The organism is Erysipelothrix aquatica, assembly GCF_009828825.1.
Taxonomy (GTDB): Bacteria; Bacillota_I; Bacilli_A; order Erysipelotrichales; family Erysipelotrichaceae; genus Erysipelothrix; species Erysipelothrix aquatica_A.
On the sequence record NZ_WTTA01000003.1, the window covers coordinates 323529 to 338570 of the forward strand.

Below are 15042 nucleotides of genomic sequence, written 5' to 3' on the forward strand. Positions count from 1 at the left end.
AATAAAAGAGCAAAGTGTCTCAATTATGACACTTTGCTCTTTAACTTATTTATTTCCGTTCAATTTTAACAATTTCATGATTTCTACAATAGCTAGAGGTGCGAACATAATTGTTAACACGACTTGCCAGTGGTGTGCATCTAAGTAACCTAATGAGAATACATCATTAACTGCTGGTATGAAGAGAACACCCAACATCATTGCTGCATTCAAGATAACAGCCCCAATGAGGTATTTATTTTTCCAAAATGATGTAAAGACTGATTTAGATTTGGAGTGAACACTAAATGCATGAATTAATTGAGAGAATCCCAATGTGATAAATGCCATAGTACGACCCATTTCTGTATTTCCAGCTTCCCAAAGTAAACCAGCACCATACATGTAAGCAAACAATGCAGCGCCACCAACGACAATTCCTTGGTAAGCAACACGCCACATCAATTCATTTGACATGATTGAGTTACTGCGGTCTGGTTCACGATCCATGATATCATCTTCCGCTTCATCAACACCAAGTGCCAATGCTGGAAGACTATCTGTGACTAAGTTAATCCATAGTAAGTGAATTGGTAATAATGGTGAATCCCAGTTCATTAAGATTGCAACCATGAGTAAGATTAATTCACCCATGTTACAGGATAGGAGGTATGCAATTGATTTGATAATGTTATCTTTAATACGACGACCTTCTTCAACCGCAACAACGACTGTCGCAAAGTTATCATCAGTTAAGACCATATCCGCTGCACTTTTCGCAACTTCAGTTCCAACAACACCCATCGCAGCACCAATGTCAGCACGTTTCAATGCCGGTGCATCGTTAACACCATCTCCAGTCATCGCAACAATATCGCCATGGCGTTTCCATGCTGAGATAATACGCATCTTATGTTCTGGTGAAACACGTGCATAAACACCAATGTGTTGGACTTGATTGAATAAGTCATCATCTGACATTTCATCAACTTCTTTACCTGTCACAACCATTTGACCATCTTCTAATAAGCCAATATCGCGACCAATTGCTTCTGCAGTTGTAGCATGGTCTCCGGTAATCATAACAACACGAATTCCAGCTTTTTTACTTAATGCAATCGCTTCTGTAACTTCTGGACGTGGTGGATCAATCATCCCTACAATCCCTACAAATACGAGATCAGACTCGATTTCGGATGCTTCCAGTTCTGTTTCATTCACAACTTTTTTAGCGAGTGCAAGGACACGGAGTGCTTTGCTACCCATTGCTTTATTATTTTCTTGAATACGTGCAATGTAGTCATCAGAAATTGGAAGAATTTCTCCATTAACTTCCATGTACTTCACAACACTTAAAATTTCATCAACCCCACCTTTAACGAAGACTGTTTTGACACCGTCAATATCGTTAATGGTACTCATACGTTTACGTCCTGAATCAAACGGAACTTCGTTTAAACGTGTGTGTTTTGCAAGTAACTCCGTAGCATTTAAGCCAACAACTTCTGCCCAAACAGAAAGTGCTGTTTCAGTTGGATCTCCAACCCAGTCGCCATCAATTTTACGTGAGTCATTGCAAAGGAGCAATCCTCGTGAAAGTTCTTCTTGACTGTTTTCAGTCCAGAATTCTTGCACTGTCATGACATTTTGTGTCAACGTTCCTGTTTTATCACTACAGATGACCGTTGCGGATCCTAGTGTTTCAACAGACGGCAAGTTACGAACTATTGCATTACGTTCAACCAATCGGTTAACACCTAAAGCTAAGACAACGGTCGCAACAGCTGGTAAACTTTCAGGAACAACCGCAACAGCTAAAGAAACAGCGGTAAGGAACATTTCGAGAAGGTCATGATTATTCATCACCCCAACCACTAAAATAACACTACATGCAATTACTGCACCAATACCAAGTACTTTACCTAATTGGTTCAGTTGAAGTTGGAGTGGTGTTGGATCATTTTTGGTTTCATTTAGAAGTGTTGCAATTTTACCAACTTCGGTATTCATCCCAACTGCCGACACAACGCCACGACCACGACCATAAGTTACAGTTCCTGAGGAGTACGCCATATTTCTACGATCTCCTAAGACCGCATCTTCGGGCAACACGATATCTTCTTCTTTTTCAACTGGAACACTTTCTCCAGTCAGGGATGCTTCTTGCACTTGGAGTGAGTTCGACTCAATAACCCGGACATCAGCTGCAACTAAGTCCCCAGCATCAAGAACGAGTATGTCTCCAACCACTAATTCTGGTGAACTAATTGTTTGTTCATGTCCACCGCGAATGACTTTCGCATGGGGTGTCGACATATCTTGTAGTGCCTTCAATGATTTTTCTGCTTTATCCTCTTGTACCAAACCAATAATTGCATTCAGCACAACAATTGCGATAATAATGATTGCATCAGCACCTTCACCTGCAATACCACTGATTACAGCAGCAACAAGTAAGATGATAATCATTACATCTTTAAACTGATCTATAAAACGCATTGCAAGTGAACGACGTTTTGGCTCAACAAGTTTGTTCTCACCGTTTTTTTCACGGGATTCAATGACTTGTTGTTCAGTCAAACCGTTTACGAGATCCATCTCTTTAGACAATTCGTCTAAGGATTTCGTATATAGTTTTTTATCTTCCATGGGCAACCTCCTTCTTTCAACTTGGATAGCAATAAAAAAAACTCTATCCGCGCCCTTAATACATGGATAAAGTCTCGAATTGAACGCGCTCCCGGACTTATCAGTCGTATTGACGACAACGCGACCTGTATGACAGGCTTCTACTCCCTTTATGTCTATAATTCTATCAAATGAACCTTGTATAGTCAAAGAATACAAAGAAAAAACATTGATAATTCCGTGTTAACGTTAAACATGGTCACACACAAAAAAACGACCCCACTAAGGTCGTTTTAGATTGTATGGTTTCGATCAAAGACTTTAGAATAAATGAAGCTAATCATTTTTCCAAGACTTAGAGTCGCTAACACGGTGGCAAGATTAAATTGACCACCGAGCAGCACACCAATTACGAGGAGACTGGAATCTGTTCCCCAGCGAATCCGATGATACGGTTGATTTAGACGATAACTCAACGACAAGATCATCGCATCAGTCCCTTGTTGTCCAACATTTGCATAGATTGCCATCGCAATCCCAAACGCACATACCGCCAACCCCGTAAACATCATGACATAATTCCATGGCAACATTTGAATTTGAGGAAAATGAGGCATGGTAAGATCAATACCCGCTTGGACAAAAAATGGTGTTATAAGGGTCCCAAGCCCTACTTGTTTACGATCAAGGACAAGGGCAATCAGTGCCATGCCCATCATTGTAAAATTACTAGCCATGCCAACTGTTATCCCAAACGTTTTGGACAAACCATCAAAGAATACCGTAATTGGATCCGCACCCAATCCTGTATTCATTGCAATCGCAATACCACACCCAGACAAAAATGCCCCTAAACAGAGCCATCCATACCGAACTAATTTGTTCATAACTTCCTCTAGTTTCTCGTTATTTGATTGTTTTCTTTAAAATGATTGTTTTAACTGGATATCCAAAGACATCATCTGCTAAATATTCAAGTTCTTCAAAGCCTTTACGTTTATAGAACGTCTCACCAATAAAATTACCATTTTCGAGTTCTACCACAAGGATTCGATGTTGAACGCGCGGATCACTTTCAACATAATCCATAAGTTGTGTTCCAATACCATCTTTTTGGTGGGTCGGTAACACATAAAGGGATAATAGACGGGTGTCTTGCTCACGGATATCATAGTTTGCGAATCCGACAACATAGTTATCTTGCGTTGCCACTACAAATTCTTGTGTTTCAATGCGCTCTTTGATGGCTTCGATTGTATAGAATCGTTCCATAAATTTTTCTTGCACATCTTGGGGAATGAGGTCACTGTACGCTTGCTCCCATCCGAGCATGACAATAAGCTTAATGGCTTCTGCATCTTGCTTCGTTGCTTGTCTAATCATATTTTTCTCCTTTTATGACTGAAAAAGAACTACTTGAGTTCTGTGTAAATCGCTTCTCTATTAAACTGTGTATTTAATGCTTATACATTTTAGCAAGTTTGTTCTGCAAGTTCAATTGTAACCGCTTTATGTGTGTATTGCGTGAAATGATTTCAAAAAGATACAGTTTTGTTAGGAGTGCTATTTGCTGCAAATTGAGTTACAATTTTAATACAGAATATGGAGGATTATCAATGAAAAATACAGTACTCGTACGGCCTGCATGCACGGAAGACCTTGCAGCCATTCACAATCTCTCACGAATTGAACTTGGATACGACCATGATTTTGATACCCTTAAGTCTACCTTCCAAATGCTACAAACGGATCCAAATCATAAGGTACAGGTTGCAATGCTTGAAAATGTAGTAGTCGGGTTTCTTCATGTGAATCGTTACGACTCATTACTTGGTCCTGCAATGACTAATATCATGGCAATTGCCGTTAATCATAATTATCAGGGACAAGGTATTGGAAAGATACTGCTCAATGCGGCGGAATTATGGGCCCGCGAACAGCAGACATTTGGCATTCGTTTGCTATCGTCAGAAAGCCGTGTCAACGCACATGGTTTTTATCAACACAATGACTATGTATCGCATAAGAAACAATTGAAATTTGAAAAAATCTTTAAATGAACAAACAAAAAAAAGGAAGTACTCTCGTACTTCCTTTAATCTTTATCGACTAAAGTGATGATAATGCGCGGTTCACACCTTGAACAATAAATCCAAATCCAAGCATGAGAACCATGAAGCTCTCAACTGCTGATGGATTGAATAACATTGAAACAGCATAAACAATCACAATGATATCCACAATAATAACAACATAACGTGCCCATGCAGTACGGATCATTGATGCGAACTGTAATTGTAATGCTGCATCTGTAATAATCCAGAACATCATGAGATATGCAAGAATTTGCGTACTCTTAATGAAGTCTGTAAATAAGAACATAACCCCTAAGAGCAATAACAAGATTCCTTCAATTGTATTCATAGTTGAAATCTGTGGGAACGCACGTAAGCGAATTCCGTTTAATACTAGGACTGCTCCAACAGCAAGCATTCCCCACCCAATAATTAGTGAAATTGATAAAAGTGTTGTCATTGGATTCATCACAACGATGATTCCAAAGATGACATATAAAATACCGACAATAACACTCTTTAATTTGTTATCTTTTTCATTTGTATATTCCATTTTGTTTTCCCCCTTATGTATATGTTTATCATAAACCCTAACTATTCCAATTCACAGTAATTCACATCTAATTTCACACAAATATCACGATATTTTTAGCTAATTGCAATTCCTTACACAAACATTATCTTTGTATCCGTTTTCTTTATAATCGCCAACTTAAATATCTATTCTTAATAACGCGAAATCAATTGTATTATGAGTTCATCGGACTATAATAAAACTATCAGGAGGTTCTCGTATGATTTCAATTCACAACATTAGCAAATCCTACCACACAACAAAAGCCATCGATAATGTATCCTTTGACGTCCAACCTGGAGAAATTGTTGGATTTATTGGTCCGAATGGTGCGGGTAAATCAACAACCATAAAAGTATTACTAAACTACATTTTTGCTGATCACGGTGATGCCTCAATTCTAAATATGTCTTGTATCACTAAATCGAAGGATATTAAGCAGGTTCTTGGATATGTCCCCAGCGAAGTGAATTTCTATCCCGAACTAACAGCATTGGAGGTCATTAACCACACCATGCGTACCCACAACTGTACCAACGTTACATTACGTGATACTTTGTGTGACGACTTCCAAGTTGATACGCACAAGCGTATGAAGGAACTCTCTTTAGGAAACAAGAAGAAAGTTGCGATTGTGTGTGCTTTAGTAATTGAGCCACAAGTCCTAATCATGGATGAACCAACCAACGGACTTGATCCACTCATTCAAAAAATGTTATTTCAACACGTAAAACATGCTGCATCTAAAAATACGGCAATCCTCATCTCAAGTCATAATCTTCGGGAAATTCAGGAACACTGTGACCGCGCAATCTTTATTAAGTCAGGAAAAATTATTCAAACAATTGATTTGAAGTCACTTCCTTTATCAGGAAAATTTGTCAAGCTTAAGGGAGATATTCGAGGTTTGGAAGCACTGGCATCCCAGGTTTTATCTCAAGACAAGACGAGTATTGCTGCAATTTTCACATTACCACTTAATGACTTAATGACAACATTATCCAACCGAGACATCCAAGACCTAATCATTGAGGATGTGTCCATCGAACATCAGTTTATTGAATACTATAAGGAGAACACTCATGAAACTTCACTTTAAGCTCAACATGAAAAGTATGGTTGTTTGGATCGTTACCTTATCCGCGATGATTGTTGGATTTATGGCTTTTTATCCAACTATGGCCGATACTTCGATGCAAGCACTCATCCAAGGCGTCCCGGATTCAATGTTACAAGTGCTTGGTTTTGATCATTTCCCTGATTTTAGTAAGATAGAGGTTTTTTACGGTTATATTATGCAGTACATTATGATGGGAATTGCAGTCTATGCCATTGTTTTGGGGTTGAATACATTTAGTAAGGAAGTTCGTGATGGCACGATTGAATTTCTGTATGCTCAACCAATCACACGCACGGAACTTGTACTCCAAAAACTGGCAGCCAACACACTCGTTCTAACAATTGTTACCACCGTCATGATTTTGGTAAGTTGTCTTACCTTTGCAATTTTTCTTCCAACCGGTATTTTTCTGAATGATTTAGTGATGCAATCACTCCCCGTCTTTGCTTCTTTTTGGATGCTTGCCGAAATATTTTTAGTTTTAGGTACTGGCTTATCGTTATTGCTTCCGACATCCTTATCCACAATGGGTGTTGCTATGGCGGTTGTGTTTATTCCGTATGTCTTGGGAATGATGGCACAGATGGTAGAAGCACTCGAACCTTTAAAATTCATCTCAATTCTCCATACGAGCATGCCCGATCAAATTTACGCGGGTACTGTAGATATGGTTTCCATTGGATTGTGGAGTCTTCTCGCAATCGGTACTTTCTGCTTCGGGCTGTATCATTTCCAGAAACGTGACATCAATATTTAGAGCCTGACTTTGATCAGGCTCTTTTTGCGCACTTATGTTCCTTACCAAACAAAAAAACCAGCCGAAGCTGGTTTAGTTTTCTGCAAATTGACTGTTGTATAGATCAGCGTAAAAGCCATCTTGTTCCATAAGTTCATCATGGTTACCTGTCTCAATAATATTACCATCACGCATGACAAGTATCTTGTCAGCATTCCGAATTGTTGATAAACGGTGTGCAATTACAAATGATGTACGACCTTTCATAAGTTCAGCCATCGCTTCTTGAATCATTGCATCCAAACGGGTATCTACCGAACTGGTTGCTTCATCGAGAATCAGGATACGCGGATCACTAAGTAGAGCACGCGCAATTGTGATCAATTGTTTCTCGCCATTGGAAATGTTTGATGACTCTTCGTTGAGTTCCATGTCATAACCATTTGGTAGCGTTGTAATAAAGTGGTGAACGTTGGTACGTTTTGCTGCATCAATGATTTCTTCATCACTTGCATTTGGTTTTCCATACGCAATATTTTCTTTAATTTTGCCACTGAATAACCATGTATCTTGAAGAACCATTCCAAACAAGGAACGCAAATCATCACGTTTCATATCTCGAATGTCGACCCCATCAATACGAATTGATCCCGAATCAACATCATAGAAACGCATTAACAAGTTTATAATGGTTGTTTTACCTGCACCTGTTGGACCAACGATCGCAACCATCTCACCTGGCTTAATATCCACACTCACGTCTTGGATGATCGGACGTTCGCCATAGCCGAAGTTAATGTGATCAAACGATACAGCACCTTCATAGGTATCAATCACAACTGGATTGGCAATATCTTCAATATCATCATTTTCTTCAAGATATTCAAAGACACGGTCCATAGCAGCGATACTTGATTGAATCGTTGGCGCAAGTTGTGTAATTTGTGCAAGCGGTTGATTTACTTGCCAAATATAACGAACAAACGACTGCAACGCCCCAACAGCCATAGCACCTTGAGCAACTTTCATAGCTCCCATAAAAACGGAGATCGCAATGACAATATATGTTACCAAGGTAACTCCTGGACTCATAAGCCCTGAGATAAAGTTTGCTTTAAATCCCGCTTCAGCAAGATTACTGTTAGTTTCTTTGAACTCTTCAATTGCATTTTCTTGATAGTTATAGAGTTTAATTTCGTTGAATCCAGTGAGTTTCTCTTGAACAACCGCAAACATATCACCCAATGTTTTTTGTTGGATATCAAACAATGATTGCGAATGTTTAATAATATAGCGTGCAAAGACATAACTAATTGGAATAATTAAAGATCCTACAAGCGCCATTTGCCAATCAATCACAAACATCATGATAACCGCCATTGTGAGACTTAGAATCGCCATAACAATTTGTGCAAAGGCTTGTTGGAGGGCTGCTGAGAGTGCTTCGATGTCTGTTGTCATACGAGCCATTAGATCTCCAGCTGCATGTTCATCGAAATAACGAATCGGCAAGCGGACCATTTTTTCTTTAACAGCCATTCGTAAATCATACACGGATGATTGAATGGACTCTGTAATAAGGTATTGGTACAACATACGAGAGCCCGCATTTGCAATATAGATTGCAAGTAAGATAAAGATAATTTTCCAAATAATATCGTACTGGATGTGTGCTCCAGCAACACCAGCATGAATCGCCGCAACATCTTTCGCAAGTTGTGTTGTAGCGAACCCTTCTATCGCAGGCGCTGCTGCTGTTAACACTGCAGCGATGAAGATGAATGTGATTGCAAAGATTAATTTTATTTTATAAGGCTTTAGAAAACGCCACATTTTACGCAAGCTGCTCATATTTTGCCATCTCCTTTTCACTGAGTTGAGATTCTGCAATCTGAACATAGATTGGGGAAGATTTCATAAGCTCAAGGTGAGTTCCTTTTCCTACAATTTTTCCTTCATTGAGAACAATGATTTGGTCTGCATCAACGATTGAACTAACCCGTTGTGCAACAACCAACATTACAGAATCTTTTACTTCTTCTCGTAGATTTTTACGAATAAGTGCATCGGTTTTATAATCAAGTGCAGAGAAACTATCATCAAAAATATAGATTTCTGGCTTACGAACTAATGCTCGGGCAATGGATAGACGTTGTTTCTGACCACCAGAAACGTTACTTCCGCCTTCACTTAACCATTCTTCATATTGATCTGGTTTCTTTTCAATAAAGTCGCGGGCCGCAGCCATTTCAGTACTTGCTTCAATTTCGCGTGAATCGGCATCACGTTTTCCATAACGAATATTTTCATTAATACTTCCGCTAAAGAGCAATGCTTTTTGACGAATAAATCCAATTTTATCGCGAAGTGCATACATATCGTATTCACGCACATCTACGCCATTTACGAGTACACGTCCACGCGTTACATCATAGAAACGCACAATAAGATTTATTAAGGTCGACTTACCAGAACCTGTTGAGCCAATAAAGGCAATGGTTTCACCTTTTTTCGCTGTAAAGGAGATATCGGTTAAGACATTCGCTTCACCATCTGGATAGGCAAAATCAACGTTCTCGAAGACGATACTTGTATCTTCCGTTCCATCAGTAACACCATTTTCAGGATTCATAATGAGTGGTTCTTTGTCGAGTACCTCTTGAATACGACGTGCACTTACAGCTGCACGAGGATACATTACAAACACAATCGAGAAAAGAAGTAATGAGAACAATGCATGGAATTGGTATTCCAAGAATGCAACCAAACTACCAACTTCAAGTGCTCCAATATCAATCATTTGCGCAGCAACAAAAATGGTAAACAAGACTGCAATATTTAAGATGAAGAAGAATATAGGTTCAACACGCGACATCATGAAGAATAACTTCTTCGAGGTGCGTGTATAGTCACTATTTTTTTCTTCGAATCGCTCTGTTTCGTGTTTATCTTTTCTAAATGCACGGATAACACGTACACCCGTAATATTTTCACGCGTGATCCGGTTTAAGACATCCATCAGTTTTTGTTGCGCGCGACTAATCGGACCGGATTTTATTCCTGTATAGGTAACAACAATAAGAATAAACGGGATACTTGCCGCTACAATTAATGCAAGTGCTTGGTTTGTATCGTAAATCATCCATGCCGAAGCAGCGATCATAATTGGGCTATTTAAACCCATTCTTAAAAACATTTGAACAAACAATTGGAGTTGATACACGTCATTTGAAATCCGTGTAATTAATGATGATACACCGATTTCATTATATTCCGAGTGGGATAATTGTTGGACTTTTTTAAATAAGTCATTGCGAATATCGCGTGTCATCCATGTTGCAATACGACTGGACGTAAACCCGAGTAAGATATTACCCAATCCCCCAATAAGTGCGACGCCCAGTAGCATCAAACCTTGATTTCTGATGATATCAAGATTACCGCTTCCGACACCTTCATCAATCATGTTACCCATGATTGTTGGCATCCCTAACTCTGTAATAGAGAAAGCAATAATCGCAATTAAATTGAGGATAAATAGTAGTTTATACTTTTTTAAATATTTGATGATTAATTTCATATTTTTCCTCCTGTACGAAAACTCATAACTGCATTATAATAAAGTATAAGGTAACCTTATAGTCAAGGAGATTAATACATTATGAATAGAATTAATGATAAATTAACAACAGGACAATTTGCCAAGTTAGCTGGTGTCCCGAAACATGTTTTATTCTACTATGATGAAATCGGAATTTTCAAGCCCGAAGTCATTGCTGAAAATGGCTATCGATACTATGCATATCATCAGTATTATGCCTTTTCTGTTATTTCTTTTTTTAAAGAAATGGGAATGTCGTTGAGTGAAATTCAAGACTATCTTGATCATCGTTCTCCGCAGCATTTAACGGACTTACTGGCTCAACGCAGACAATCACTTCAAGAACATATCCATCGCCTTGAACTCAGCCAACGGTACATCGATCGTACCTTAGCGAATCTTGATACAGCAGATAAATCACGAGCAAATACGCCATCCATTTCCTATTTACCAGAGGAATGGTTAGTTCAAAGCAGTCCCTCTCCGACTCGAAGTCGTCACAGTTTCGTTTCAGAATACACCCAGTTTGCGCAAGAACAAAACATGACATTTGCAAACTCGATTGGAACAATAACGAGCTTGGAAGATATTAAGGACGGTAATTATCGCAATCATTCATATTTTTACTTTATTGCACTAGATCCCGACACAACACCAAATCTCACACGCAAGCCTGAGGGCCACTATATTACTTACTACCATCATGGTGATTTTGAAACGCTATACCGTGGCTATGACGCCATTTTAAAGTATGCACAAGCACACCATCTCGAATTGGATGCATATTTTTACGAAGATTTACTCCTTAGCGAAATTACCGTTTCGAGTGTCGATGATTTTGTCGTCGAACTCTCCATCCGCATTCTCAATTATCCCAATCTTGATTGAAAAAATAACCTCTGTGAGGTTATTTTTTGATTACTGATGCAACACCAGTTTTTGCAAGTGCTAAAAATGCATCAACATCATTAATGTATTCTGCATTCACAACTACCATATAGTTCCCTTGGACATACACAGCTTCACCAATTTCTTCACGTGCGATATCATTCATGATTTCGATAAGCTCTGGTTCAATTTCTGGCGCTTCGGTAAATTTAAGCACCGTAACCCCGTCAATTGAATTTTGGTTTGAATCGTCACCCAAATACACGGCTTCAAATTTAGAATCTTGACTGAGTAGTTGATAGACTGTTTCATAATAGTAGCCCATTGCAGCGAAAACATAATCCAAACCTTCTTCAATCATTTCATCATCCAACTCCATGTAGATGTCATCAAGGTTTGATGATGCTTCTTTATAGGCATCAATGACAGATTGACCATCAAGGATTCCCACATTTTGTTTCACTTTATCCGTGACAATTGTTGTATATGCATCCGTATTCATTGTTCGTGCAATCTTATAACTATCGCCGGTTTGAGTACAACCACTTACAAATAATAGGAGTGTCACAAGTAGGACACTTATAATCGATTTTTTCATATTCTTCCCCTTTTCCCATTTATATTCTATCGTAAACAGTCTCTTTTTGCACCTTTTATCACTAATTTCCACAAAGTACTTTACCTGTCGTAGTACTTTGTGCTACGATTACTACGACAGATGAAGTAAAGGAGGCCAACATGATTAGTAGTGATGTTATTCGTGGTTACAATGATACGATTGTTCTCTATATCTTACTTAAGGGGGATTCCTACGGGTATGAAATTGGACAAAATATCGCAACCATGAGTCAAGGGAAGTACGTCATCAAAGAAACAACACTTTACTCAACATTTACGCGATTGGAAAAAAACGACTATATTGCCTCGTACGAAGGCGATGAAACAAAGGGACGCATTCGTACATATTATCGAATTACCGATGCCGGTCAGCAATACTTTAAAGAAAAGCAAGCGGAATGGGAACTGGTAAAAGAAGTCATTGATATCTTTACAAACACAAAGGAGAAGGATTATGCAACAAATTAGAGATTATGTGGACGTAATGTTTAAATCATTACCTCAAACACAAGAAGTCCTCGGTATAAAAGCTAACATTCTAGATTCTATGGAAACGAAATATGAGCAGTACCGCCAGGAAGGGATGGAGGAAGCAACCGCAATCGGCAGAGTAATTGGGGAGTTTGGTTCGATTGATGATCTAAAAGAAGCACTGAATTTGGAAGAACCATCAGTTGAGGCGTTTGATTCAACAACTGTAGATACGTATTTAAAGTTCATTCCTAAATTTGCAACTGCAATTGCTGGTGGTGTCTCAACTATTATCGTCGGAACGGCACTCTTTCCACTCTTCGAGTATTTGAATCTTGAAATTATCGGGTATGTTGTCTTCTTGACTGCAGTGATTATTGGTGTCTCGTTATTTATCGTTTACGGGCTTCGTTTAGGCAATATTGAAATCACAGGCTCAGAACTTACACCCCACGACAGAGAACGCGTGAACGCCTTTAAAAAACCCTATAAAAAGCAAATGATTGTGGCAATACCAAGTGGCATCGCAATGATTTTACTGGGAGTTCTTAGCACAATTGTGATGGAAGAACTTGGTATCAATGACAACTTATCAGGTGTAGGAATGTTGATGTTTGTTGCGATTGGCGTTTTCTTCCTTATCTCAGTGCCCATTAAAGCTGAAATGCCAAGCCGATTCTTAAATCCTGAAAATCATGGCGATGCCATGCACACAACCGCCCAAGAAAAGAAATTCGGTAAAATTACAGGTGCACTCATGGGCCTAACAGCTATGGTCTATGTCGGGATTGGACTCATGAATCACGATTTCTTTGCAATAGGATGGATTATGTTTCCCGTCGTTGCCCTTCTCATGACCTTGATTGAAGCTATCTTCACCAAAGCTGAGTAGCCTAAATTAGCATTAAAAAAGTAGACATAAATATCCTGTCTACTTTTTTTAATGCTGAGATACAGTCCGTTTACGCGCCGCCAGTGACGTTGCAACATAAATTGACACTATGATAAGACACAACCCACCAAGTATTTTTAAATTGTGATTGCCGTAGTGGAATGTTCCACCACTTTCGTCCGCATAAATCTTGGTACTCGTGTCGATTAGCATCAGTAAACCCCACAGTAACGAACTTGAACCAATGAAGTTCCAATAGAACTTGGAAAACCAACTCCAACATTCATACTCTTTTTTAACATAAGGGAGGAACATTGCACTAATAGGCGCAAAATAGAGTAGCAAAAGGATCCCAAAAGTAAAGATCACAAACCAAAAATATGCGCCTGAAAAAAGATAGTAAATGGTCACTTGGCGTACCCCAAATCCTGACAACACCAAAAGACTAAAGCTGATAAGATGTTTGTGAGAGCTCACAAAACGATTCGATTTATGCGTCAAGTCTTCCACCAATTCTTTGTTTAGGATTAAGGAATGCAATCCAAATACTACACCGTTAAATAACGTGCTTATCACAATCATAAATAGGACTAATATCCCAATACTCACTAAAAATCCCATTGTTTCGTTCCCCATTAATCTGTACACTTCAGCACGCCTTGAGCGATAGGTTAAGTATAGCATAACAGCAAGCACATCATTAGTGATTTTTCTTGAAGGACCGACAAAAAAAAAGACGCGCTATCGCATCTTTTTTAGAATATTGTAAGACACGAGCGCGATTTATGATGCTTTCACATGTTTGGTGACGGCTTGCTCGGCCAGTATTAAGAATTGATCGATGTCCGAAATATAGTCAGACTCTGCGATCACTAAAATCTTGTCATTGACATATACTGCTTCGCCAATCTCCTCTTTGGCAAGTTCATTCATAAACTCAACTAATTCCGAATCGAGATTGATGGGCTTAGAGAAGACGAGTACCGAAATCCCGTAAATCGATTCCATATCCCGATCATCGCCAAGATAATACGCATTGAATGCCGTATCTTGATCCATCAAATCAACAATCGTTTGTGTATATATTGCAAGCGCAGCAAATACCTCTTGAAATAATTCACCCTCAAATTCATCGAGATCATCACTTTCCAACAGTTGTAATTCATGGTTGAAACTGTCGATTTCAAATGCCAGTTCTTCGTATACATCTTTGAGTGATTCTGTATCAAGAATTCCAACATTGGGTGTTATCGAACTATCGATAAGAATTGTACGTAAGTCATCTGTATTCATACTTTCCGCGATGGCGTACCCAACATTTTTTGAAGTACATCCAACAAGCACGAACACCATTAGGGTAAGTATCCACCCTACTTTTTTCTTCATATTGTCTCCTCTTTCATACAATCACCCTAAAGCAACGGTCTGATACAAGACTCGATCGCTTCAGGGTGATGTGC

15 protein-coding genes are annotated in these 15042 nt (G+C 38.9%); 6 read left to right on the forward strand and 9 right to left on the reverse strand.

What is annotated here, in order from left to right; all coding sequences use genetic code 11:
• Positions 1-45: 45 nt before the first annotated feature.
• The 3 genes from GVV22_RS07515 to GVV22_RS07525 all read right to left on the reverse strand — a co-directional run bounded on the left by GVV22_RS07515 (position 46) and on the right by GVV22_RS07525 (position 3990).
• Complete coding sequence (locus GVV22_RS07515; RefSeq protein WP_159649512.1) at positions 46-2628, reverse strand: calcium-translocating P-type ATPase, PMCA-type; 2583 nt, start codon at positions 2626-2628, stop codon at positions 46-48.
• A 272-nt stretch (positions 2629-2900) separates the two neighbouring features.
• The gene (locus GVV22_RS07520; protein WP_159649513.1) at positions 2901-3494 is read right to left on the reverse strand and encodes a YczE/YyaS/YitT family protein; all 594 of its coding nucleotides are present in this window, start codon (positions 3492-3494) and stop codon (positions 2901-2903) included.
• A 19-nt stretch (positions 3495-3513) separates the two neighbouring features.
• Positions 3514-3990, reverse strand: a complete 477-nt coding sequence (locus GVV22_RS07525; RefSeq protein ID WP_159649514.1) for a GNAT family N-acetyltransferase — start codon at positions 3988-3990, stop codon at positions 3514-3516.
• 233 nt (positions 3991-4223) lie between these two features.
• Here GVV22_RS07525 and GVV22_RS07530 point away from each other — a divergent pair, with 233 nt between their 5' ends.
• Complete coding sequence (locus GVV22_RS07530; protein ID WP_159649515.1) at positions 4224-4667, forward strand: GNAT family N-acetyltransferase; 444 nt, start codon at positions 4224-4226, stop codon at positions 4665-4667.
• Between the two features lie 49 nt (positions 4668-4716).
• Here the strand turns inward: GVV22_RS07530 and GVV22_RS07535 are convergent, their stop codons facing one another.
• Positions 4717-5235: a DUF308 domain-containing protein gene (locus tag GVV22_RS07535; protein WP_159633857.1), complete on the reverse strand. Its 519-nt coding sequence runs from the start codon at positions 5233-5235 to the stop codon at positions 4717-4719.
• 241 nt (positions 5236-5476) lie between these two features.
• On the opposite strand from GVV22_RS07535, the gene GVV22_RS07540 reads away from it, so the two are divergent.
• Positions 5477-6355 (forward strand): ABC transporter ATP-binding protein, encoded by an 879-nt coding sequence (locus GVV22_RS07540; RefSeq protein ID WP_159649516.1) that lies wholly within the window; start codon positions 5477-5479, stop codon positions 6353-6355.
• Positions 6339-7133 (forward strand): ABC transporter permease subunit, encoded by a 795-nt coding sequence (locus tag GVV22_RS07545; protein WP_159649517.1) that lies wholly within the window; start codon positions 6339-6341, stop codon positions 7131-7133. The genes GVV22_RS07540 and GVV22_RS07545 overlap by 17 nt, the downstream gene beginning before the upstream one ends.
• Before the next feature lie 72 nt (positions 7134-7205).
• Here the strand turns inward: GVV22_RS07545 and GVV22_RS07550 are convergent, their stop codons facing one another.
• Positions 7206-8963 carry an ABC transporter ATP-binding protein gene (locus tag GVV22_RS07550; protein WP_159649518.1) on the reverse strand — a complete coding sequence of 586 codons (1758 nt, stop codon included), beginning with the start codon at positions 8961-8963 and terminating at the stop codon, positions 7206-7208.
• Positions 8947-10692 carry an ABC transporter ATP-binding protein gene (locus GVV22_RS07555; RefSeq protein ID WP_159649519.1) on the reverse strand — a complete coding sequence of 582 codons (1746 nt, stop codon included), beginning with the start codon at positions 10690-10692 and terminating at the stop codon, positions 8947-8949. The genes GVV22_RS07550 and GVV22_RS07555 overlap by 17 nt, the downstream gene beginning before the upstream one ends.
• Positions 10693-10773: 81 nt before the next feature.
• Here GVV22_RS07555 and GVV22_RS07560 point away from each other — a divergent pair, with 81 nt between their 5' ends.
• Complete coding sequence (locus tag GVV22_RS07560) at positions 10774-11601, forward strand: MerR family transcriptional regulator (protein ID WP_159649520.1); 828 nt, start codon at positions 10774-10776, stop codon at positions 11599-11601.
• Positions 11602-11620: 19 nt separating this feature from the next.
• On the opposite strand, the gene GVV22_RS07565 is transcribed toward GVV22_RS07560, so the two are convergent.
• Positions 11621-12199: a hypothetical protein gene (locus GVV22_RS07565; RefSeq protein ID WP_159649521.1), complete on the reverse strand. Its 579-nt coding sequence runs from the start codon at positions 12197-12199 to the stop codon at positions 11621-11623.
• A gap of 140 nt (positions 12200-12339) precedes the next feature.
• Here GVV22_RS07565 and GVV22_RS07570 point away from each other — a divergent pair, with 140 nt between their 5' ends.
• Both GVV22_RS07570 and GVV22_RS07575 read left to right on the forward strand, forming a co-directional pair.
• Complete coding sequence (locus GVV22_RS07570) at positions 12340-12687, forward strand: PadR family transcriptional regulator (protein ID WP_159649522.1); 348 nt, start codon at positions 12340-12342, stop codon at positions 12685-12687.
• Positions 12674-13582, forward strand: a complete 909-nt coding sequence (locus GVV22_RS07575) for a permease prefix domain 1-containing protein (RefSeq protein ID WP_159649523.1) — start codon at positions 12674-12676, stop codon at positions 13580-13582. The genes GVV22_RS07570 and GVV22_RS07575 overlap by 14 nt, the downstream gene beginning before the upstream one ends.
• Positions 13583-13630: 48 nt before the next feature.
• Here the strand turns inward: GVV22_RS07575 and GVV22_RS07580 are convergent, their stop codons facing one another.
• Together GVV22_RS07580 and GVV22_RS07585 are read right to left on the reverse strand one after the other, a co-directional pair.
• Complete coding sequence (locus GVV22_RS07580; RefSeq protein ID WP_159649524.1) at positions 13631-14203, reverse strand: hypothetical protein; 573 nt, start codon at positions 14201-14203, stop codon at positions 13631-13633.
• Positions 14204-14365: 162 nt separating this feature from the next.
• Entirely contained in the window at positions 14366-14968 is a 603-nt protein-coding gene (locus tag GVV22_RS07585) for a hypothetical protein (protein WP_159649525.1), read from the reverse strand.
• Positions 14969-15042: the final 74 nt, after the last annotated feature.